The following is a 21,942-nucleotide window of genomic DNA, read 5'->3' as shown; positions in this document are numbered from 1 at the left end:
TCGCCGCCGACCGCAGGAACGCAGAGGCCGCCGGAGGGTTGAGGCGCCAGACCGACCTCGGGAGGCTCCCATGCTTCGACTTTCGACTTTGGCGCTGGCCGCCGCGCTGACCTTGCCCGCCGCCGCGAACGCCGCGCCACCGACCGCGGATGCGGCCCCTGCGCTTCTCGCCAAGGGCGGCAACAACGGCAACGGCAACGGCAACGGCGGGCACGGCAACAATGGCAACGGCCACGGGCCTCGCGCCAATCCGGGGAACGGCAACGGCCACGGCCCCTCCAGCGAGCCGGGGAACGGCAACGGCCCCCGCGCCAACCCCGGAAACGGAAACGGCAACGGCCCCCGCGCCGACAATGGCCCCGACGGAGCCGGCGACGCCAACGGCCGTCCGGCCCGCGTCGAGGGGCGCCTCCTCGGCACCACGCCCGTCTTCTGCCCGCCCGGCCTCGCAAATCGCGACCCGGCCTGCGTGCCGCCGGGACAGGTGCGCGGCGACGACGGCGACCGCGCCGTCTGGCAAGGCTGGTCCGAGGGGGACACCGCCCCGGAGGGCGAGGTCGTCTGGCTGGAGCCCGAGGACGATCCCGACCTGCCCGCCCTGCCCGATGGCCAGCGCTACGCGGTCATCAACGGCACGCTCGTCGCCCTCGACGCCGAAAGCTTCGAGATCCTCGACCTGATCCGCGCCACGCAGGCCGTCACCACCGTAGAGGACCAGATCGCCGCCGCCGAGGCGGAGGGACGGCCGCTGATCCTCACCGGCGCGTCGCCGTTCTTCTGCCCGCCCGGCCTTGCCGACCGCGACCCGGCCTGCGTCCCGCCCGGTCAGGCGGCGCAGGGCGTGACCACCGAGGAGTGGCTCGGCTACGGCGCCGGCGACGTCGCGCCCGAGGAGGCCCTGCTCTGGATCGAGGACCCGGACGTCTTCGACCTGCCCGCCCTGCCCGACGGCCAGCGGTACGCCGTGATCAACGGGACCATCGTGGCGCTCGACGACGCCAGCTACGAGATCCTCGATCTGATCCGGACAGCCGCCGCGGTTTCGCGCTAGGCTCCCCGGCATGGTGACGGAACCCAGCTTCACCCTCGGCATCGAAGAGGAGTATCTCCTGGTCGATGCCGAGACCCTCGCGCTCGCCGAGGCGCCGCCCGACCTGATGAAGGAGGCCGAGGACGAGCTCGGCGAGCAGGCGGGGCCGGAGTTCCTGCGCTGCCAGCTGGAGGTCGGCACGAAGAAGTGCGCCGACATCTCCGAGGCGCGCGAGGATCTGACGCGCCTGCGCCACGCGGTCCATCGCCTCGCGGGGCAACACGGGCTGTCCCCCATCGCCGCCTCGTCGCACCCCAGTGCGAACTGGCGGGACCAGACGATCACGAAGAAGGCCCGCTACGCCGATCACGCGCGGCGGATGCAGAGCGTGGCGGAGCGGATGCTTATCTCGGGCATGCACGTCCATGTCGGGCTGGACGACGACGATCTGCGGATCGACCTGATGAACCAGGCGTCGTACTTCCTGCCCCACCTCCTCGCCCTGTCCACGTCGTCGCCCTACTGGCAGGGCCGCGACAGCGGCCTCAACTCCTACCGCCTCGCCGTGTTCGACAACATGCCGCGGACCGGACTGCCCGCCCGCTTCGGTTCGTGGTCCGAGTACCGCCGCGCCATCGGCCTTCTTGTGAACGCCGGCGAGATGCAGGACGCCACCCACATCTGGTGGGACATCCGCCCGGCCGAGCTCTTTCCCACGCTCGAGGTCCGGATCTGCGACATCTGCCCCAGGCTCGACCACGCGATCTCCATCGCGGCACTGGTGCAGGGGCTGATGCGGATGCTGTGGCGGCTTCGCGCCTCGAACATGCGCTGGCGGACCTACGACCCCTTCCTCATCATGGAGAACCGGTGGCGCGCCCAGCGCTACGGCACCTCCGAGGGGCTGATCGACTTCGGTCGCGGGGCCATCGTGTCGTTCCCCCAGCTCGTCGAGGAGCTGCTGGAGCTGATCGCCCCCGACATCGAGTCGCTCGGCTCGCAGGAAGAGGCGTGGCGGACCCGGGACATCCTCGCCGACGGGACCGGCGCCGACCTGCAGCGGCGAACCTACGAGGCGGCGGTCGAGGACGGCGCGAGCCATGATGAGGCCCTCACCCGCGTCACCCGGGCGCTTGTCGACGTCTTCCTGCCCGCAAGGCCGGACGCCGGCTGACGGCCGCTGCCGCGCGACGCGGCAGAGGCAGACGGGACGTGACGAATCTCTGCCGGTGTTCTACCAATGTTCCGTAAACGGATTTGCGGTCCGCCCGCGATGCCTTATGTGTCGCGGGTTGCCCCCATAGGTGTCTCATGGCCGAGCTGAAGACCATATCGGTTCGCGGTGCGCGCGAGCACAATCTCAAGAACATCGACGTGGACATTCCGCGCGACGAGCTGGTGGTCATCACCGGCCTCTCCGGCTCGGGCAAGTCCTCGCTCGCCTTCGACACGATCTATGCGGAAGGCCAGCGCCGCTACGTCGAGTCGCTGTCGGCCTACGCGCGGCAGTTCCTCGACATGATGGAGAAGCCGGACGTCGACCACATCACGGGCCTCTCGCCCGCGATCTCCATCGAGCAGAAGACCACCTCGAAGAACCCTCGCTCCACCGTCGGCACGGTGACCGAGATCTACGACTACCTCCGCCTCCTCTTCGCCCGCGCCGGCACCCCTTACTCGCCCGCCACCGACCAGCCGATCGAGGCGCAGCAGGTGCAGGACATGGTCGACCGGATCATGGCGATGGAGGAGGGCACGCGCGGCTACCTGCTGGCGCCCATCGTGCGCGACCGCAAGGGCGAGTACCGCAAGGAGATGCTGGAGCTGCGCAAGCAGGGCTTCCAGCGGGTGAAGGTGAACGGCACGTTCCACGAGCTGGACGACCCGCCGACGCTGGACAAGAAGTTCCGCCACGACATCGACGTCGTCGTCGACCGCATCATCGTGCGCGAGGGGCTGGAGACGCGGCTGGCCGACAGCCTGCGCACCGCGCTCGACCTCGCCGACGGGATCGCCATCTTCGAGACCGCGGTGGCCGAGGGCGAGACGCCGGAGCGGACCACCTTCTCCGAGAAGTTCGCCTGCCCCGTCAGCGGCTTCACAATCCCCGAGATCGAGCCGCGCCTGTTCTCGTTCAACGCCCCCTTCGGCGCCTGCCCCGACTGCGACGGCCTCGGGGTGGAGCTGTTCTTCGACGAGCGCCTCGTCGTGCCCGACGTCACGCTGAAGATCGCCGACGGCGCCATCGCGCCCTGGCGCAAGTCCAAGACCCCGTACTTCCTGCAGACGATCGAGGCGATCGCCAAGCATTACGGCTTTCCCAAGAACGCCCGCTGGAAGGACATTCCCGAGCATGTGCAGCAGGTGTTCCTGCGCGGCTCCGGCAAGGAGGAGATCCAGTTCCGCTACGACGAGGGCGGCCGCGTCTACCAGGTGAAGCGCGCCTTCGAAGGCGTGATTCCGAACATGGAGCGGCGCTACCGCGAGACCGACTCCAGCTGGATCCGCGAGGAGTTCGAGCAGTACCAGAACAACCGCCCCTGCGGCACCTGCGGCGGCTACCGCCTGCGGCCCGAGGCGCTGGCGGTGAAGATCGGCCCGGCGAAGGGCAAGCCCGAGCAGCGACTGCATGTCGGCCAGGTCGTGCAGATGTCGATCAAGGAGGCGTTCGCCTGGATCGGCGAGGTGCCGGACCAGCTGTCGGCGCAGAAGAACGAGATCGCCCGCGCGATCCTCAAGGAAATCCGCGAGCGGCTCGGCTTCCTCAACAACGTGGGCCTCGAATACCTGACCCTCAGCCGCAACGCCGGCACCCTGTCAGGGGGCGAGAGTCAGCGCATCCGCCTCGCCAGCCAGATCGGCAGCGGCCTGACGGGCGTCCTCTACGTCCTCGACGAGCCGTCCATCGGCCTGCACCAGCGCGACAACGACCGCCTGCTCGGCACGCTCAAGAACCTGCGCGACCAGGGCAACACGGTGATCGTGGTGGAGCACGACGAGGAGGCGATCCGCGAGGCGGACTACGTCTTCGACATCGGCCCCGGCGCGGGCGTGCATGGCGGCGAGGTCATCGCCCACGGCACTCCGGCGCAGATCATGGCCAACCCCGCCAGCGTCACCGGCGACTACCTCGCCGGCCGGCGCGAGATCGGCGTGCCCGCCGAGCGGCGCAAGGGCAACGGCAAGAAGCTGAGCGTCGTCAAGGCGGTGGGCAACAACCTTCAGGACCTGTCCGTCGACTTCCCCTTGGGCAAGTTCGTCTGCGTCACCGGCGTCTCCGGCGGCGGCAAGTCCACGCTGACCATCGAAACGCTCTACAAGAACGCCGCGATGAAGCTGAACGGCGCCCGCGAGACGCCGGCCCCCTGCGAGACGATCAAGGGGTTCGAGCATCTCGACAAGGTCATCGACATCGACCAGCGCCCCATCGGCCGGACGCCCAGGTCCAACCCGGCCACCTATACCGGCGCCTTCACCCCGATCCGCGACTGGTTCGCCGGACTGCCCGAGGCGAAGGCGCGCGGCTACAAGCCGGGCCGCTTCTCCTTCAACGTGAAGGGCGGCCGGTGCGAGGCGTGCCAGGGCGACGGCGTCATCAAGATCGAGATGCACTTCCTGCCCGACGTCTACGTCACCTGCGAGACCTGCAAGGGCGCCCGCTACAACCGCGAGACGCTCGAGGTTCAGTTCAAGGGCAAGTCCATCGCCGACGTTCTCGACATGACGGTCGAGGACGCGCAGGACTTCTTCAAGGCGGTGCCCTCCATCCGCGAGAAGATGGACGCCCTCGTTCGCGTCGGCCTCGGCTACATCAAGGTCGGCCAGCAGGCGACGACCCTGTCGGGGGGCGAGGCGCAGCGCGTGAAGCTGTCCAAGGAGCTGTCGAAACGCTCCACCGGCCGAACCCTCTACATCCTCGACGAGCCGACGACCGGCCTGCATTTCGAGGACGTGCGCAAGCTGCTCGAGGTGCTGCACGAGCTGGTCGAACAGGGCAACTCCGTCGTCGTGATCGAGCACAACCTCGACGTGGTGAAGACCGCCGACTGGATCATCGACATCGGCCCCGAGGGCGGCGACGGCGGCGGCACGCTGGTCGCCACCGGCACGCCGGAAGAGGTCGCGCAGGTCGCCGAAAGCCATACCGGCCGCTACCTCGCGCCGATGCTCAAGACCCGCAAGGTCGCGGCGGAATAGAGGAATTCCCGACCCGGGCCGGTGCGGCCCGGGGTTGGCATGACGCAAGGTCGTGTGCTCTTATCCGGCGGCATTTCAAGCCGACCCGGGAGACTTTCATGATCCGCCGCTTCGCGACGTTCGTCGTCTGCCTCGCCCTCGCCGCCAGCGCCGCCGTGACCGCCACCGCGCAGGAGAGGCCGGCGACGATCCTCGTCCTCGACGGGTCGGGCTCGATGTGGGGGCAGATCGACGGCGTGAACAAGATCGTCATCGCGCGCGAGGCGGTGGGGGAAATCCTGCAGAGCTTCCCCGCGGACGAGAGCCTCGGCCTCACCGTCTATGGCCACCGGGTCGAGGGCGACTGCACCGACATCGAGACGGTGATCGAACCGGCCGAGGGCACCGCGGACGCCATCCTCGGCGTCGTCAACTCGATCAACCCCCGCGGCAAGACGCCGATGATCGACAGCGTCGTCGCCGCGGCCGAGGCGCTGCGCTTCACCGACGCGCCGGCGACCGTCATCCTCGTCTCCGACGGGATCGAGACCTGCAACCCCGACCCCTGCGCCGCCGCCCGCGTGCTGGAGGAGACGGGCGTGAACTTCACGGCCCACGTCATCGGCTTCGACGTCGCGAACGAGCCCGAGGCGCTGGCGCAGATGCAGTGCATCGCCGACGAGACCGGCGGCCTGTTCCTCGCCGCCGACGACGCCGACCAGCTGGGCGAGGCGCTGACCGTTGTGGTCGCCGCCGCCACCGGCCCCGCGCCGGAGCCGGTCACCGCCACCTTCGAGGCCCGCATCGGCGACGAGGGCGGCCCGCTGGTCGAGGGGTTGGTCCGCTGGACGCTGTCCGAGGGCGAGGTCGCCGCCGCGGTCGACGTCGAGCAGAACCCCTTCGTCACCGAGATCGAGGACGGCACCTGGACCGCCACCGCCTACCGGGTGGAGGCCGAGGACAGCGCCGTCGCCACGGTCGAGGTGACCGGCGAGCAGGACGTCCGCGTCGTCGCCGTCTTCCCCGAGCTGCTGCCGTCCGCCACCGTCTCCGGCCCCGCGACCGCGGTCGCGGGCGACACGGTCGACGTCTCCTGGACCGGCCCCGACGAGGACGGCGACTACATCGCGGTCGGCACTGCCGGCGAAAGCGGCTCCATCAACTACACATACACCCGCGACGGCACCCCCGCGGCCCTGCAGATGCCGCCGACCGAGGGCACGTACGAGCTGCGCTACATCCGCGGCGAGGGCAGCGTCCCGCTCGCCACGTCCAGCATCGTGGTGGAGCCGGTCCCGGCCTCCGTCACCGCCCCCGATCCGGCGCCCGCGGGCGCCACGGTCCCGGTGGACTGGACCGGGCCGGACTACGATGCCGACTACATCGCCGTGGCCACACCCGGCGAGGACGGCGCCATCAACTACGCCTACACCCGCGACGGCACGCCCGCGATGCTGCAACTGCCGACGGAGCCGGGCGACTACGAGATCCGCTACGTGATGGCGCAGGACACCACCGTCATCGCCACCGCCGCGGTGACGGTCACCGACGTCTCGATCACGGTCTCTCCCCCCGCCGAGGCCGTGGCCGGAGACACCGTGCCCGTCGCGTGGGACGGCCCCGACTACGCGGGCGACTACATCGCCGTCGGCGTCCCGGGCGAGGACCGCTCGATCAATTACACCTACACCCGCGACGGCACCCCGGCCGACCTGCAGATGCCGGTGGAGCCGGGCGAGTACGAGGTCCGCTACGTCCTGTCCCAGGGCGGCGAGATCGCGGCGACCGCCCCGATCACCGTGACCGCGCTCGACGTCAGCGTCCTGCCGCCGGACACCGCGACGGCGGGCGACACGGTCCACGTCGCGTGGGACGGCCCGGACTATGCCGGCGACTACGTCGCCGTCGCCGTGCCCGGCGAGGAGCGCTCGATCAACTACACCTACACCCGCAACGGCAACCCCGCCGGCGTCGTGATGCCGACCGAGCCGGGCGAGTACGAAGTCCGCTACGTCCTCTCCCAGGGCAACACCGTCGTCGCCACCGCGCCGATCACGGTCAACGACCTCGCCGTCAGCGTCGTGCCGCCCGCCGAGGCGACCGCGGGCGACACGGTGCCCGTGGCCTGGGACGGACCGGACTACGCGAACGACTACATCGCCGTCGCCGTGCCGGGGGAGGATCGGTCGATCAACTACACCTACACCCGCAACGGCAGCCCCGCGATGGTGCAGATGCCGACCGAGCCGGGCGAGTACGAGGTCCGCTACGTCCTGTCGCAGGGCAACGCGATCGCCGCCACGGCGCCGATCACCGTCAGCGACCTCGCCGTCAGCGTCGTGCCGCCCGCCGAGGCGACCGCGGGCGACACGGTGCCCGTGGCCTGGGACGGACCGGACTACGCCGGCGACTACATCGCCGTCGCCGTGCCGGGGGAGGATCGGTCGATCAACTACACCTACACCCGCAACGGCACCCCCGCGATGGTCCAGATGCCGACCGAACCAGGGGACTACGAAATCCGCTATGTCCTGTCGCAGGGCAACGAGATCGCGGCCACGGCGCCGATCACGGTGAGCGACCTCGCCGTCAGCGTCACCGCCCCGGCGGAGGCCGTGGCCGGCGCAACGGTGATGGTGGAGTGGGACGGCCCCGACTACTCGAACGACTACATCGCAGTCGCCGAGCCGGGCGAGGACCGCTCGGTCAACTACACCTACACCCGCAACGGCAACCCCGCCGGCGTCGTGATGCCGACCGAGCCGGGCACCTACGAGATCCGCTACGTCCTCGCCCAGGGCAACGAGGTGGCGGCGCGGACCACGATCACGGTGACTGACGTGAAGCCGACGCTGGAGGCGCCGCAGACCGCCATCGCGGGCGAGACGGTCATGGTCGGCTGGGACGGGCCCGATTATCCCAACGACTACATCGCCGTCGCCGTCCCCGGCGAGGACCGGTCTGTCAACTACACCTACACCCGCAACGGCAATCCCGCCGGAGTCGTGATGCCGACGGAACCGGGGACCTACGAGCTCCGGTACGTCCTCGCCCAGGGCAACACGGTCGTCGCGTCACAGACGATCGAAGTGTCCGAGGTAAAGGCGACCCTGTCCGCGCCGCAGAGCGCGCCGGCCGGAGGAACGATTCCCGTGGGCTGGGAGGGACCGGACTACTCCAACGACTACATCGCCGTCGCGACCCCCGGCGAGGACCGCTCGATCAACTACACCTACACCCGGAACGGCAACCCGGCCGAGGTGACGATGCCGGTGGAGCCGGGCGACTACGAGCTGCGCTACGTCCTCGCCCAGGGCAACACGGTGATCGGGCGGCTTCCGATCGCGGTGACGCCGCTCTCCGTCCGGCTGGTCGCGCCGCCCTCCGGCGAGGCCGGCGGGACGGTCACGGTGGGCTGGGACGGCCCGGACTACCCGAACGATTACGTGGCCATCGCGGTGCCGGGCGAGGACCGGAGCGTGGACTACGCCTACACCCGCAACGGCAACCCTCTGGAGGTGGACCTGCCGGAGGAGCCGGGCACCTACGAGCTGCGCTACGTTCTCAATCAGGGCAATACGGTCGTCGCGACGATGCCGTTCACGGTGGAATAGCGGTCGAAGATGGGTCGAAGCCTCATCCTACGAGGCTTCGACCGGTCGCCGTCGGAGTTCCACCACGGTCACGACCGAACCCGCAGGACGGGTGCTCACCCCATCGTCCGACGCTAGAAGTGGATCGCCCGGCCATAGGCGTCGAGGACGCTCTCGTGCATCATCTCGCTGAGCGTCGGGTGCGGGAACACCGTCTCCATCAGCTCCGCCTCGGTCGTCTCCAGCGTACGGCCGACGACGTAGCCCTGGATCAGCTCGGTCACCTCGGCGCCGACCATGTGCGCACCGAGTAGCTCGCCCGTCTTGGCGTCGAAGATCGTCTTGATCATGCCCTCGGGCTCGCCCAGCGCGATGGCCTTGCCGTTGCCGATGAAGGGGAAGTGCCCAACCTTGATGTCGAGGCCCGCCTCCTTGGCCTTCGCCTCGGTCAGGCCGACCGAGGCGATCTGCGGCTGGCAGTAGGTGCAGCCGGCGATCGTGCCGGGCTTGATCGGGTGGGCGTGCTGGCCGGCGATCAGCTCGGCCACCATGACGCCCTCGTGGGATGCCTTGTGAGCCAGCCATGGCGCGCCGGCGATGTCGCCGATGGCATACAGACCCTCGACCCCGGTGCGGCAGTATTCGTCGACGACGACGTGGGTCCGGTCGAGCTTGACCCCCGCCTCCTCCAGCCCCAGCCCCTCGACGTTGCCGACGATGCCGACGGCGGAGATGACGGTGTCGAACTCGGCCGTGTCGGTCTTGCCGTCCGCCTCGAAGGTGGCGGTGACCTTGCCCTTGCCGCGGTCCAGGCTCTTGACCTGCGTCTTCTCGCGGATCGTCATGCCCTGCTTCTGGAACTGCTTCTTCGCGAAGGCGCTGATCTCGGCATCCTCCACCGGCAGGATGCGGTCCATCACCTCGACCACAGTCGTCTCGGCGCCGAGCGTGTTGTAGAAGCTGGCGAACTCGATCCCGATGGCGCCGGAGCCGATCACCAGGAGCCTCGATGGCATCCGCGGCGGCTGCAGCGCGTGGCGATAGGTCCAGACGAGGTCGCCGTCGGCCTCCAGCCCCGGCAGCTCGCGCGCGCGGGCGCCGGTGGCCAGCACGATGGCGGGGGCGGTCAGCGTCTCTTCCCCCTTGTCGGTCTTCACCACGACCTTTCCCTTGCCGGCCAGACGGGCCTCGCCCATCACCGGGGTGACCTTGTTCTTCTTGAACAGGTGCCCGATCCCGCCGGCCAGTTGCTTGGCCACCCCGCGCGAGCGCTTGATCACCGCCTCGAAGTCGAAACCGATGTCGCCGGCCTTGAGGCCGAAATCCTTGGCCCGCTCCATCAGGTGGAACACCTCGGCCGAGCGCAGCAGCGCCTTGGTCGGGATGCAGCCCCAGTTGAGGCAGATGCCACCCAGATGCTCGCGCTCGACGCAGGCGACCTTGAGGCCGAGCTGCGCGCCGCGGATCGCGGCGACATAGCCGCCGGGGCCGGCGCCGATCACGATCATGTCGTACTGCTGGTCGGCCATCTCGATCCTCCTCGCCGCAAATTGGGTTGAAGCTAAACGAGTTGGCGCGGGCCTACCAGTGCCGGAGGTGCAAGGCCGTCATGCCCCGGCGATGCGCACGCAGTCGCGGCCGGACGCCTTGGCGCGGTACAACGCCTCGTCCGCGAGGCGCATGAGGGCCTGCGGATCGGCGCCGTCGCGCGGCGCGACCGCGATGCCGGACGAAACGGTCACCCGGGGCAGCGACCGGTCGAGGTGCCGCAGCTGCAGGTTCCCGACCGCCTCCCTCAGATCCTCGGCAACCGTCACCGCGGATGCGGCGTCCAGCCCGGGCAGGAGGAGCGCGAATTCCTCGCCCCCCATCCGGCAGGCGATCCCACCCGGCCCCGCGGCCGCGGCGATCCGGTCGGCGATGGCGCGCAGGACCGCGTCGCCCGCCTCGTGACCATGCCCGTCGTTGAAGGCCTTGAAGTTGTCCGCGTCCATCGCGACCAGCGCCAGCGGCGCGCCGGAGCGACCCGCCTGAGCCAGCTCGCGGCGGATCGCGTCCATGAAGAAGCGTCGGTTGTAGAGGCCGGTCAGCGCGTCCCGGATCGACCGCTCGTGAAGCTCGTCCCGCAGCTTCACGTTGGCGATCGCCATCGAGATATGCTCGGCACAGCGGATCGCGAAGGCGCCTGACCGGTCGATCCGCGCGCCGTCGTCCGAGGCATGGTCGAAGCGGATGTGCAGCATTCCCACCGTATCGCCGTGGGCGATGATGGGCACGCAGACATACTCCTCCGGCGCGCCGCCACCCTCCGGCGCCTCGACGTGCTCGCACGGGAAGCACAGGTTGCCGGCGTGGAACTCGTAGGTCCGTCCGCGGCGCAGCGCCCAGCAGGCGTCCGCCTCGATCGTGGGGTGCAGCTCTGCGCCGCCCCAGCTGCAGATGCCGCCCAGCGCCGCGCGGCCCTGCTGGTAGATGTAGAGCTCCCCCTGCGAGCGGGGCAGCAGGCGCGCCATGAAGTGGGTGATGACGGCGTACAGCTCCTGCAGGGACTTGCAGGATTGCAGCCACTCGTCGAGCTGGCTGAGATGGCGTGCCTCGGTCTGGCGGTCCCGCTCCTGCGCGAGGAGGTCGACGGCGCGGCCCTGCGCCTCCTCCGCCTCGGCCTTGGCGCGGGCGAGCTCCTTGGCGGCGAGACGGGCCTCGGTCACGTCGGTGAAGGTGACGACGTAGCCGCCGCCGCGGGTCGGCCGGCCGTTGGTGAAGACGACGCGGCCGGAGGGCAGGTGCCGGTCGAACGAATAGGGCAGATGCGCCTCGATCTGCGCCTCGCTGGCGCGGCGGGTCTCGGCCGTCATCTCGCCCCGGGCGACGGCGCGGTCGCGGAAGTCGGTCCGCCGCGTGCCGATCCCGAGGTCCTTGGCCGTGATCTCGAGCACGCGGAAGATCCGGCTGTTGTGCAGCTCGCACACGCCCTCGGCCGACCAGAACAGGATGCCCTGTTCCATGATGTTGAGGATCTCGCCGATCAGGGTCGCCGAGGTGTCCGCGGTGCGGTCCGCGATCCGCTCCGCATTGCCGGCGCCGGGGTCCGGCGCGCCTGCATCGGCGGACGCCGGCGCCGCGGCGCTGACCGGATCGTGTTTCACGCGGATGCATCTCTTGCCGCCGTGCGGCGGACAAGGCCCTCTGGATCGCCCCGGCCGATGATGCACCAAAGTCCTGAAGTAAGTCCTAAGAGGCGGCCTCCGCGCCCCCGGTCTCGGCCCCGCCTTTCAGCGCCCGCACCTCGGCGCCGTAGGCCCCGTTCCTCAGCCACTCCGCCTCGGCCGCGGTGCTCGGCCGCGACAGCGCCTCGTTGCGGAACGGGAAGCGGCCGAACTTGCGGATCACCTCCCGGTGCGCCCGCGCGTGCAGCAGGTAGTCCGCGCCGGTGCCGGCCATCCGCATCCTTATCAGCCGCACGCAGCGGTCCTGATCGGCGAGGTTCTCGGAATGCATGAGCGGCATGTAGAAGAAGACCCGCTCCGGCTCGGGCACCTTCAGGTCCCAGTCCTTGACGATCGCCGCCTTGGCGACCGCGCGGGCCAGCGGATCGCTCTCGAACGAGCGGGGCGAGCCGCGGAACAGGTTGCGGGTGAACTGGTCGCACATGACGATGTAGGCGAGCGTGCCGAAGGCGCCGGTCAGCCACAGGCCGTAGCCGCCCTCCCGCAGTTCCTCGTAGGCGTCGCCGAACCGGCGGCGGACCTCGGCGTCGATCTCGTCGCCCCCGGCATACCAGCCTTCGGGGCCAAGCTCCTCGACCCACCATCCCAGAACGTCGGCCGGTGTCGTCATCGGCCTGCCTCCCTGCCGCACGCCCCGAGGGGCAGACTGACAGCCGCCGGCCCGGCGCGCAAGCGACCGCAACCCCCCCGCGGTCAAGCGCTTGCGGCGCGGTCCTCTTCCTGCTGGAGGGTCTCGTCAGCGTAGATCTCCTGCGCCATTTCGGCGACGAGAGGCGTCGTCGTGACGGCGAGCGGCTGGTAGCTGGCCGCAGCATTCGGATCGATGTCGGCGCGGCTGCGGCGGGTCATCCGCCAGCCGGCATAGGCGGCGAGGCTGAGCATCAGGACCGCGATCACCAGCCAGAACATGCGCGGCCCGCCCACGCCCATCAGCCAGCCGATCACCACCGGCCCCAGGATCGCCCCCACTCCGTTGATGAAGAGCAGCCCCCCCGACGCGGCCGCCATGTCCTCGCGCGCGATGTAGTCGTTGGCGTAGGCGATCAGCAGCGCGTAGAGCGGATTGGACGTGCCGCCGAGAACCGCCGCCGCGACCAGCAGCGCACCGTACCAGCCCGCGAACGCCGCCGCGAGCAGCGCGCCGATGCCGCCGGCCGCCGACAGGCCGAGGATGACGAGACGCCGGTCCACCCGGTCCGACAGCCAGCCGATCGGGTACTGCGTCAGCAGCGCCGCGATGTAGATCACCGACACGAAGAGGGAGATCTGCCCGACGCTCAGCCCCTCGAGCGTGCCGTAGACCGCCGACATGCCGAACTGCGCCGCGAACACGCCCCCCATGAGGAACATGCCGACGCAGGCCAGAGGCGACGCCTCGATCAGCGTCTTCAGCGGCAGCGCCTTGGTCGTGTCGAACGCGGGCGCGGTCGAGGCCGACAGCAGGATCGGCGCGAAGGCCAGCGACACCAGGACCGAGGGGATGATGAACAGGATGAAGCCCGACACGTCGCCCAGCGTCAGGATGTACTGCGCGACCGAGATGCCCGCGGTCTGCACCACCATGTAGAGCGACAGCGCCTTGCCCCGCGTCTCGTTCGTGGAGGCGTCGTTGATCCAGCTCTCGGCGGTGATGTAGACTCCGCAGAAGCAGAAGCCGATGACGACCCGCCCGATCGTCCAGGCCCAGACCTCGGTCAGGGCCGGATACAGGATCAGCACGGCCGAGATAGTGGACCCCAGGGCGGCGAAGACGCGCACGTGCCCGACCCGCTGGATCAGTTTCGGCGCCATGTGCGAGGCGAACAGGAAGCCGACGAAGTAGGCCGACATCACGACCGACATCTCGAGCGGCGAGAAGCCCTCGATATTGCCGCGGATGCCGAGCAGCGTGCCCTGCAGGCCGTTGCCGATCATGATCATGAACAGGCCGACGAAGAGGGCCCAGGAGGCGAAGAAGGCGCTGATCATGGTGTCCCCCCTATCTGCAGGTCGGCGCCGCCCGGGGGGGCGCGCTTGCGGCCTGCGTCTATCGCGACGAACCGTCCGGCACCAGCAGACTCCCGTCGCCGTAGCTGAAGAAGCGGTATCGCGCCGCGATGGCATGGGCGTAGATCTGCCTGATCCGCTCCGGCCCCATCAGCGCCGAGACGAGCATCATCAGCGTCGATTTCGGCAGGTGGAAGTTGGTCATCAGCGCGTCGGCCACGCGGAAGGCGTAGCCCGGAGTGATGAAGATATCGGTATCGCCGCGCCATTCCGCGCCGCCCGAGCTCTCGATCAGGCGCAGCGCCGTGGTGCCGACCGGGATCACCCGCCGTCCTTCCTGCTTGGCCCGCGCCATCGCCGCCGCGGCCTCCGCGCCGACCTCGCCCCATTCGGAATGCATCCGGTGCTCGCTCACGTCGTCGACCTTCACCGGCAGGAAGGTGCCGGCGCCGACATGCAGCGTGACGTGCGTCCGCTCCACGCCCCGCGCGTCGAGGGCGGCGAGCAACTCCTGATCGAAGTGCAGCGAGGCGGTGGGCGCGGCGACGGCGCCAGCGCGGGCGGCCCAGACCGTCTGGTAGTCCGCCACGTCGGCCTCGTCGGCGGCCCGCTTGGCCGCGATGTAGGGCGGCAGCGGCATCGCCCCCGCCTCGGCCAGCGCGGCGTCTAGGTCGCCCTCCGCCGCCAGCCGGATCACGGCCATGTCGCCCTCGCGCCCCTCCATCACCGCCGACAGGCGGGGCGAGAAGACGACCGTCTCGCCCTCGGCCCACTTGCGCAGCGGCTTGACCAGCGCGCTCCAGCGCCCGTCGCCGCGGGGCGCGGCGAGCGTCACCTCGATCCGCGCCTCCGCCTCGCCGCGACGGCGGATGCCGGTCAGCCTCGCCGGGATCACTTTCGTGTCGTTCAGGACCAGCAGGTCGCCGGGCCGCAGGATCTGCGGCAGGTCGGCGACACGGCGGTCCGCGATCCGTCCGCCCTCGGCATGCAGCAGCCGCGCGGACGAGCGGGGCCGCGCCGGACGGGTCGCGATCAGCTCCTCGGGGAGGTCGAAGTCGAAGTCGGACAGCCTCATCGGCCCAGCTCCGGCGGCGCCCGGCGGAAGATCTCGCGGAACATGCCGGGGGTCAGCAGCGACAGCGGGTTGACCCCGACCTCCGGGCTGCCGACCGGCCCGCGCAGCGTGAAGTTGAAGCCCACCAGTCCCTCCCCCGGCCGGGTCAGGACCGAGCCGATGGCGTTGATGAAGTAGAACGGCGACACCACCCCCTGCAGGTCCAGCGTCCCCGGCCCCGGCATGTAGTAGCCGTCGACCGAGATGCCCAGCCCCGGCCCGACCGCGGCGGCACGGGCGATCGTCACCCGGTCGGGCGCGATGCGGAACTCGGCGTCCACGCTGTCGAAGGCGAGGCCCTGCCCGTCCAGCTGCTGCAGCAGGCCCACGACAGAGATCGCGTCCAGAAGCTGCGCCAGCTCGGGCGCCTCGCGCACCCGCACCTGCCGGATCACGGCGGTGCCGTCGAACGTGCCCTCGCCGCCGACGGGCCGCAGGACGAGGTCGAGCGATCCGCCCGTCGCATTGGGCAGGAAGCCGGCGTCCCGGATTGCGCCCCCCGCGTCGGCCGAGCGGACGCGGACGGCGAAGCGGCCGTTCTCGGGGACCAGTGTCCCCTGTACCGCCGTGCCACCATTGATACGGCCGGTGAAGGTGCCCGACAGACCGCCGGCCCCGCCGAACTCGCCGCGGAAGGCGGTCAGCGCGATCCCCTCGGTCACCTGCAGCCGGTCGAGCGTCACCGTGAGCGGCCCCACCTCGCCGCCGCCCCCGCCGCCGAAGGCCGCGTCGCGCAGGTCCAGGCTGCCGCCGTCCAGCACCACGCCCGGCGCCGCGCCGCCGCGGCCGACCAGCGTCACCGGCGCGTCGAGCCAGCCGCCGACCCGCAGCCGCGACAGCGCCAGCCGGTCCAGTCCCGCGCCGTCCTCGCGCAGCGTGACCGAGCCGGCCGCGTCCAGCCCCGGCGCGGACAGCACGAGGCGGTCGACGCGCGGCGTGTCGCCGAGCGTGCCCGCCACCTCCAGCGAGCCGACCGCGGCGGGCGCCTTGGACCAGCCGATCTCCGGGATCGACAGGCCGACCCCCCGCAGATCGGAGGACAGGGCAAAGGAGGGCGGCCCGCTCGCCGGAAAGGTCAGGGAGACGCGCCCCTGCCCCTCGCCCCGGACCATGCCGTCCGGCAGGGCGATGCCGAATTCGTCCAGGAACTCCGGCGACAGCGTCACCTCGCCCTCGATCCGCGCGGTGCCCGCGCTGCCCTCGCCGAGCGCTCGGCTCCACGTCGCCTGCACCGGGACCGCGCCGATCCGCATCCGCCCGCCGACCGACAGGCGGCCGCGGTCCACCTCCATCGTCAGCGCCTGCGCGGCCAGCTGCCGCCCGCCGGGGAGCAGGCCCGCGCTCGACACGCCGCTGAGGGATGCGGCGATGTCCCAGTCCACCCGCTCCGGCGGCCGGTCGTCGCCGAGCGGGAAGTCGAGCCGCCCCTCCACCCGCGCCCGCCCTTCGGCGACGTCGGTGGCGAGGCCGCCGCCCGACGGGTAGCCGAAGGGCGGCAGGTCCAGCAGCGACAGGGCCGCGGTGATCGTGCTCTCGGTCCGCAGCTCGACCCGCGCCATCAGGGGATGGGCCCCCGCATCCTCCAGCACGAAGGTCGTCCCCGCCGCGTCCACCGTCCCGCCCTGCGGCGCCTCGATCCGGCCGCGGTCCAGCGCGACGGCGATGCGACGGTCCTGGAAGGTCAGCCGCCCGGCGCCTGCCTCCACCGGCGGCAGCGTCGGCACGAGCCGCGCGGTCGCGCCCTCGAAGTCGCTGCTGACCCAGATCAGCGGCGCCGCGCCGGAGCGCAGGCGAAGGACGGCGGCCACGTCCGTCAGGACGCCCGCGGTCAGATTGCGGTCGAACCAGTCCCGCGTCCCCGGCAGCAGGCCCGGGGGCCACAGCTCCACCGCGCGGCGCACGCCGAGCCGCGGGATCCGCGCCTGCGCCGCGACCGCCCAGCCGTCCTGCCCGGCCGTCACCTCGCCGTCCGCGATCACCTGCGTCCCGCGCTCACCGGTGAGCAGGACCTGTCCGACCTCGACCCGGAACGGGTCCAGCCGCAGCCGGAAGTCCGCCTCGGCCGACGGCAGCCGGAGCGGCGACTGGTAGACGCCCGGCGGCTCTATCGAGATGTTCGAGAACGCGAACTGGCCGACCAGCGACTTCGGCAACCCGCCCGACAGGTCACCGAACGTGGCCCGGCCCGAGGCAGCGAGCGATCCCCAGTCCGAGGCGACCTGCACCTCGTCGAACTCCACCCGCCCCTCGGCCGCGTCGAACCGCAGGTAGGCCTTGGCCTCCTCGAACCCCAACGGCTGCGCGCCGCCCGAGGGCCGCAGCGTGCCCGCGCCGATCTCCAGCGTCGCCGACACCTCGCCGAGCGTTCCATCGCCCGCGATCTCGGCCCGGCTCGACACCGACAGCGGCGCGTCGAGGACCGCCAGCCAGGCCAGCGCCGGGCTCTGCGTGGCGATATCGCGCGAGGCGGCGCGGCTGACCGTCAGCGCCACCTGCGCCGCGCCCGCGCCGCCCGGCCGGTCCAGCGAGAGGGCGACGTCGGTGACGTAGCTGCGTCCGGTGATGAGCGAGGCAGAAGCGGCCACAGCCAGGCCGCCGCGCCGGTCGAGCCGCACCCGACCGGCGTCCAGCGTCCATGCCCGCCCGGCCCGCTCGTCAAGGTAGTTCACGATCAGCCCCTCGGCCGAGATCACCTCGATCGCCTCCAGCGCCGGCCGCTCGAACAGCGCCGCGAGCGCGTCGGGGCTGACGGCCACGGCGCCCGGGGCGCCCTCCGTGCCAACGGCCGGCCCCTCGCCCGCCCCCTCGAACGACATCGCCAGCCGGCCGTCCCCCTGCCGCCGCAGCGCGAGCGCGCCGCCCACGAGGCGGATCTCCTGCGGCAGCACCTCGCGCCGCAGGATCAGGCCACGGGGCGAGAGCTGGATCTCCGCTTCCGGCAGGCGCACCAGCTCGGTCCCGGCCGCGTCGATCAGGCGGCCGTGGCGCAGGCGGATCACCGGGTGCAGGTCGCGCCCGACGGTCAGCGTGATCTCGCCCACGTCGATCGCTCCGCCGCCGAGCATCTCGGCGGCCTGCGCCTCCACGCGCGAGGTAATCCAGGATGGCGCCGTGATCTCCTGTCCCAGCATCAGGACCGGCAGCGCCAGCACGAAGACCAGCGGCGCGGCGATCAGGAGGAGCAGCGGCCGCACCGTCGCGCCGAGCTTGCCGCGGCGCGGGGGCGGCGGAGGCGGGGCGGGAGCGGCCGAAGGCACAGCGGAATCGCCGGACGACGCCGCTCGCGCGCCGTCCCTCCACGTCTCCTCGGAACGGGGCTCCGCAGCGCTCGCAGGGCCATCCGCGGCCTCGTCCGCTTCGGTTTCGATGGCAAGGGGCTGCGCCGCCATGGGGGCCAGCACCTCCGGGAGGCGGCGTGCCTCCGCGGGGTCGCCGGGCCCCGGCGTCCCGTGCGGCGCCGCACCCCCGTGGATCGAGACGAGGGAGGGCTCCTGAACGTCTCCTCGGTCTCCACCGCCGGTACCGGTCTCGTCGGGGCTGACCGCGTCGGCTGGTCCTTCCGGTCCCTCATCGCTCGCAGGACCGTCCGCGCCGGGCGCGTCCGCTCGATCCGCCGAGGTCGCAGGAACGGCATCCGCTCCACCCTCCGGCAGGTCAGCGCCGGTCCCTCCGACGCCTTGCGCGGCCTCACCGGTGTCCGCCGGCGGCGCGCGGTCGTCTGCGCCCGCCCCCGCACGACCGTCCGAGGCGCGTCCGTCCCCGCCCGGCGCCTGCTCGTCCGCCGCGTCCCCAGCCGTAGGGCGCTCGCCAGCCTCTTCCGCCGCCCCGGACGCGCCCACGCCTGACGGCCCGTCCTCGCCCGGCGCGTCGGAGAGCGGCGCGCGGGCGCGTGGGCCGTGCTCCGCCTCGTCCGCCATCCGCGCCCCTTTACCCGCACCGGTCCCGGCCTAGAAACCCGGGCGGACCCCATTGTGCAAAGGAGCGCGCAGAATGACCACTGCCGACGTGACGGAGGGGGCCCCGGCGCCCGAGTTCGACCTGCCCCGGGACGGCGGCGGCAGCGTCTCGCTCGCCTCGTTCACCGGCAAGCCGGTGGTCCTGTACTTCTACCCCAAGGACGACACCTCCGGCTGCACGACCCAGGCGCTCGACTTCACCGCCAGGGCCGAGGAGTTCACGGCCGCGGGCGCGACGGTCCTCGGCGTGTCGAAGGATCCGGTGAAGAGCCACGAGAAGTTCCGCGACAAGCACGGGCTGAAGGTCGCGCTGCTGTCCGACGAGGGCTCGGACACCGCCGAGCGGTACGGCGTCTGGGGCGAGAAGAAGATGTACGGCAGGACCTTCATGGGGATCGAGCGGGCGACCTTCCTGATCGACGGCGAGGGCCGGATCGCCAGGGTCTGGCGCAAGGTGAAGGTGCCGGGGCACGTGGACGAGGTGCTGGAGGCGGTGAAGGCGATGTGAGGGGGTCGGGGCGGGCCTGCGCCTCCCCTTGCCCGCCCCGGCCTTGAGCCGGGGCCCCGATCGGAAAGAGCGCCCAGTCGCGCCGAGGCCCCGGCTCGGGGCCGGGGCGGGGCGGGTCGCCATCGGGGCGGCGCCGTTCGCCTTGAGCCCAGGGCCCGATCGGAGGCCGCGCCTCGAGGCCCCGGCTCAGGGCCGGGGCGGGTCTTCGGTGAACTCTTCGGCCCCTACGAGACCGGGCAGTCCGCGACCTGCAGCGCGATGACGATGCGCTGGTCCGGGCCGTACTCCAGCCCCGACACGTCAAGGGCGAGCCGCAGCGGCGTCACCTCCAGCGCGTCGTCCGCCAGCGGCAGCGTCGTTTCCCAGTCGACGACCTTGGCCCGCTCGATCAGCGCGCAGTCGCCCGCGAACTCCATGACGTAGCCGTTGAAGGCGAAGGTCGCGAAGGGCCCGGCCTCCACCGACGGCCAGGTCAGCTCTATCTCGCCGTCCGACAGGTCGATCCGCACCGGCACGACGTCGACCCAGAGGCCGCCCTCCTCCTCCATCGAGAATTCGGGGCCGGGACCGACGGCACCCACGTAGTCCTCGCTGACGAGATAGGGCGCGGCGGGATCGTCGTAGCTCTCGACACGGAACACCACCGTGCGGCCCTCGAGACCACCCTCCGCGAGCGCCGCCTCGGAGAGCAGCGCCAGCGCGACGGCCAGCGCCCTCACGCCGCGAGGCCCTTGGCCCCGATGCCGAGGTACTTGCGGCGGCGGTTGTCGCGCAGGGAGTCCGGGGACTGGTCCGCGAGTTCGCCCAGCATCGCCGCGATGCCGTCGCCGACCGAGGCGATGGCGGCGGCCGCGTCGCGGTGCGCCCCTCCGAGCGGCTCGCGGATCACCCGGTCGATCACGCCGAGGCGCGACAGGTCCTGCGCGGTCAGGCGCAGCGCCTCGGCCGCCTCGCGCATCTTCTCGGCGTCCTTCCACAGGATCGAGGCGCAGCCCTCGGGCGAGATCACCGAGTAGATGGAGTGCTCAAGCATCGCGACCCGGTTCGCGGTGGCGAAGGCCACCGCCCCGCCCGAGCCGCCCTCGCCGATCACCACGGCGACCATCGGCACCTTCAGCGCCAGGCACTTCTCGGTGGACCGCGCGATCGCCTCGGACTGGCCCCGCTCCTCGGCGCCCTTGCCGGGATAGGCGCCGGGCGTGTCGACCAGCGTCACCACCGGCAGGCCGAAGCGGTCGGCCAGATCCATCAGGCGGATCGCCTTGCGGTAGCCCTCGGGTCGGGCCATGCCGAAGTTCCGCTCGATCCGGCTCTTGGTGTCGTGGCCCTTCTCGTGGCCGATCACCACGACCGGCGCGTCGCGGAACCGCGCCAGCCCGCCCATCACCGCGTGATCGTCGGCGAAGTTGCGGTCGCCGGCCAGCGGCGTCCAGTCGGTGAACAGCGCGTCCACGTAGTCGCGGCAATGCGGCCGCTCGGGGTGGCGGGCGACCTGGCACTTCTGCCAGGGGGTCAGGCCGTCATACAGCTTCCTCAGCATGTCGGACGCCTTGCGGTCGAGCGCGGCGGCCTCCTTGTCGACCTCGGCCTCGGGGTTGGCGCGGGACATCGTCCGCAGTTCCTCGGCCTTGCCCTCGATGTCGGCGAGGGATTTCTCGAAATCGAGGTAATGGGTCAAAGGTCGGCTCCCGGCTCTCGCATGCGGGGCCGATATAGGCGTGGCGGATGGCCGGATGCAACGGCGGCGGCGATTGCCAGAGTGCGGCCGCCCGGCCATAGTCGTCGCATTCGTGACCTTGGCTTCAGGACTTTTCCGATGCGTCTGACTGTTCTCACCGCTGCACTGCTCGCGCTGACCGCCGCCCCGGCCCTTGCGCAGAAGGGCAGCCCCGCCCCCACCGCCACGCCGCCCGCCGTGGACACGCCGACCCCGCCTCCGGTGCCCCAGGGGGCCGGCATCAACTTCGGCGACGACAGCGGCGAGTACCCCAACGACGGCGAGTGCGACGACCGCCGCTTCGCCGGCGCGGGCGTGGCCGCGTCCTACCTGAACTGGGACAATACCGGCGGCGACGCCACCGACTGCCGCAGCCTCGTCGACAGCGGCCAGGCCCGGCTCTACGACCACACCGCCGCCACGCAGGCGATGCAGTGCGGCACCGTCGATTTCGGCGACGACAGCGGAGAGTACCCGAACGACGGCGAATGCGACGACATCCGCTTCGAGGGATTCGGCATGGCCTACGCCCTCAGCGAGCAGCTGATCGGCAAGGACGCCAGCGACTGCCGGCAGCTGTGCCAGTTCGGCATGATCGGGATGCGGTGAGCGACCGGTCCGGCGCCGGGACGTGC

Annotated in this window: 14 protein-coding genes; 6 read left to right on the top strand and 8 right to left on the bottom strand. The window is 71.3% G+C overall.

Annotation, left to right across the window (positions count from 1 at the left end):
• The first annotated feature begins 70 nt into the window (after positions 1–70).
• The 4 genes from A37W_RS22595 to A37W_RS0100655 all read left to right on the top strand — a co-directional run bounded on the left by A37W_RS22595 (position 71) and on the right by A37W_RS0100655 (position 8,820).
• A complete protein-coding gene (locus A37W_RS22595) occupies positions 71–1,051 on the top strand; it encodes a hypothetical protein (protein ID WP_156169266.1) in 981 nt (326 codons plus the stop codon).
• A 10-nt stretch (positions 1,052–1,061) separates the two neighbouring features.
• Complete coding sequence (locus A37W_RS0100665) at positions 1,062–2,204, top strand: carboxylate-amine ligase (RefSeq protein WP_018301092.1); 1,143 nt, start codon at positions 1,062–1,064, stop codon at positions 2,202–2,204.
• Positions 2,205–2,341: 137 nt separating this feature from the next.
• Positions 2,342–5,227, top strand: a complete 2,886-nt coding sequence (gene uvrA / locus A37W_RS0100660; protein ID WP_018301091.1) for an excinuclease ABC subunit UvrA — start codon at positions 2,342–2,344, stop codon at positions 5,225–5,227.
• A gap of 98 nt (positions 5,228–5,325) precedes the next feature.
• Positions 5,326–8,820, top strand: coding sequence for a VWA domain-containing protein (locus A37W_RS0100655; RefSeq protein ID WP_018301090.1), 3,495 nt, complete (start codon positions 5,326–5,328; stop codon positions 8,818–8,820).
• Positions 8,821–8,933: 113 nt separating this feature from the next.
• On the opposite strand, the gene lpdA is transcribed toward A37W_RS0100655, so the two are convergent.
• From lpdA to A37W_RS20580, 6 genes are all read right to left on the bottom strand, one after another.
• Entirely contained in the window at positions 8,934–10,328 is a 1,395-nt protein-coding gene (gene lpdA / locus A37W_RS0100650) for a dihydrolipoyl dehydrogenase (RefSeq protein WP_018301089.1), read from the bottom strand.
• Positions 10,329–10,406: 78 nt separating this feature from the next.
• Entirely contained in the window at positions 10,407–11,945 is a 1,539-nt protein-coding gene (locus A37W_RS20590) for a sensor domain-containing diguanylate cyclase (protein WP_018301088.1), read from the bottom strand.
• A gap of 85 nt (positions 11,946–12,030) precedes the next feature.
• The gene (locus tag A37W_RS20585; protein WP_018301087.1) at positions 12,031–12,636 is read right to left on the bottom strand and encodes a DUF924 family protein; all 606 of its coding nucleotides are present in this window, start codon (positions 12,634–12,636) and stop codon (positions 12,031–12,033) included.
• 83 nt (positions 12,637–12,719) lie between these two features.
• Entirely contained in the window at positions 12,720–13,994 is a 1,275-nt protein-coding gene (locus A37W_RS0100635) for an MFS transporter (protein WP_018301086.1), read from the bottom strand.
• Positions 13,995–14,052: 58 nt separating this feature from the next.
• Positions 14,053–15,087 (bottom strand): tRNA preQ1(34) S-adenosylmethionine ribosyltransferase-isomerase QueA, encoded by a 1,035-nt coding sequence (queA, locus tag A37W_RS0100630; RefSeq protein WP_018301085.1) that lies wholly within the window; start codon positions 15,085–15,087, stop codon positions 14,053–14,055.
• The gene (locus A37W_RS20580; protein ID WP_157236456.1) at positions 15,084–18,320 is read right to left on the bottom strand and encodes an AsmA-like C-terminal region-containing protein; all 3,237 of its coding nucleotides are present in this window, start codon (positions 18,318–18,320) and stop codon (positions 15,084–15,086) included. Before A37W_RS20580 ends, queA begins: the two co-directional genes overlap by 4 nt.
• Positions 18,321–19,116: 796 nt before the next feature.
• On the opposite strand from A37W_RS20580, the gene bcp reads away from it, so the two are divergent.
• Positions 19,117–19,590, top strand: a complete 474-nt coding sequence (bcp, locus tag A37W_RS0100620) for a thioredoxin-dependent thiol peroxidase (RefSeq protein WP_018301083.1) — start codon at positions 19,117–19,119, stop codon at positions 19,588–19,590.
• Positions 19,591–19,814: 224 nt separating this feature from the next.
• On the opposite strand, the gene A37W_RS0100615 is transcribed toward bcp, so the two are convergent.
• Both A37W_RS0100615 and A37W_RS0100610 read right to left on the bottom strand, forming a co-directional pair.
• Positions 19,815–20,309: a hypothetical protein gene (locus A37W_RS0100615; protein ID WP_018301082.1), complete on the bottom strand. Its 495-nt coding sequence runs from the start codon at positions 20,307–20,309 to the stop codon at positions 19,815–19,817.
• Positions 20,306–21,268: an acetyl-CoA carboxylase carboxyltransferase subunit alpha gene (locus tag A37W_RS0100610; protein ID WP_018301081.1), complete on the bottom strand. Its 963-nt coding sequence runs from the start codon at positions 21,266–21,268 to the stop codon at positions 20,306–20,308. The genes A37W_RS0100615 and A37W_RS0100610 overlap by 4 nt, the downstream gene beginning before the upstream one ends.
• Before the next feature lie 138 nt (positions 21,269–21,406).
• Here A37W_RS0100610 and A37W_RS20575 point away from each other — a divergent pair, with 138 nt between their 5' ends.
• On the top strand, positions 21,407–21,916 hold the full coding sequence (locus tag A37W_RS20575; protein WP_018301080.1) for a hypothetical protein: 510 nt from the start codon (positions 21,407–21,409) through the stop codon (positions 21,914–21,916).
• The last annotated feature ends 26 nt before the right edge of the window (positions 21,917–21,942 follow it).

This window comes from Wenxinia marina DSM 24838, from assembly GCF_000379485.1.
Lineage (GTDB): Bacteria > Pseudomonadota > Alphaproteobacteria > Rhodobacterales > Rhodobacteraceae > Wenxinia > Wenxinia marina.
The sequence above is the reverse complement of the archived record's forward strand: the minus strand, read 5'-3'. Positions and strand labels throughout refer to the sequence as shown.

Excerpts from the sequence above, each read along its gene's own strand:
- A37W_RS20585 (WP_018301087.1), bottom strand. The coding sequence starts at position 12,636 with ATGACGACACCGGCCGACGTTCTGGGATGGTGGGTCGAGGAGCTTGGC.
- queA (WP_018301085.1), bottom strand. The coding sequence starts at position 15,087 with ATGAGGCTGTCCGACTTCGACTTCGACCTCCCCGAGGAGCTGATCGCG.
- A37W_RS20575 (WP_018301080.1), top strand. The coding sequence starts at position 21,407 with ATGCGTCTGACTGTTCTCACCGCTGCACTGCTCGCGCTGACCGCCGCC.
- A37W_RS0100655 (WP_018301090.1), top strand. The coding sequence starts at position 5,326 with ATGATCCGCCGCTTCGCGACGTTCGTCGTCTGCCTCGCCCTCGCCGCC.
- A37W_RS0100665 (WP_018301092.1), top strand. The coding sequence starts at position 1,062 with ATGGTGACGGAACCCAGCTTCACCCTCGGCATCGAAGAGGAGTATCTC.
- lpdA (WP_018301089.1), bottom strand. The coding sequence starts at position 10,328 with ATGGCCGACCAGCAGTACGACATGATCGTGATCGGCGCCGGCCCCGGC.
- bcp (WP_018301083.1), top strand. The coding sequence starts at position 19,117 with ATGACCACTGCCGACGTGACGGAGGGGGCCCCGGCGCCCGAGTTCGAC.
- A37W_RS22595 (WP_156169266.1), top strand. The coding sequence starts at position 71 with ATGCTTCGACTTTCGACTTTGGCGCTGGCCGCCGCGCTGACCTTGCCC.
- A37W_RS0100635 (WP_018301086.1), bottom strand. The coding sequence starts at position 13,994 with ATGATCAGCGCCTTCTTCGCCTCCTGGGCCCTCTTCGTCGGCCTGTTC.
- uvrA (WP_018301091.1), top strand. The coding sequence starts at position 2,342 with ATGGCCGAGCTGAAGACCATATCGGTTCGCGGTGCGCGCGAGCACAAT.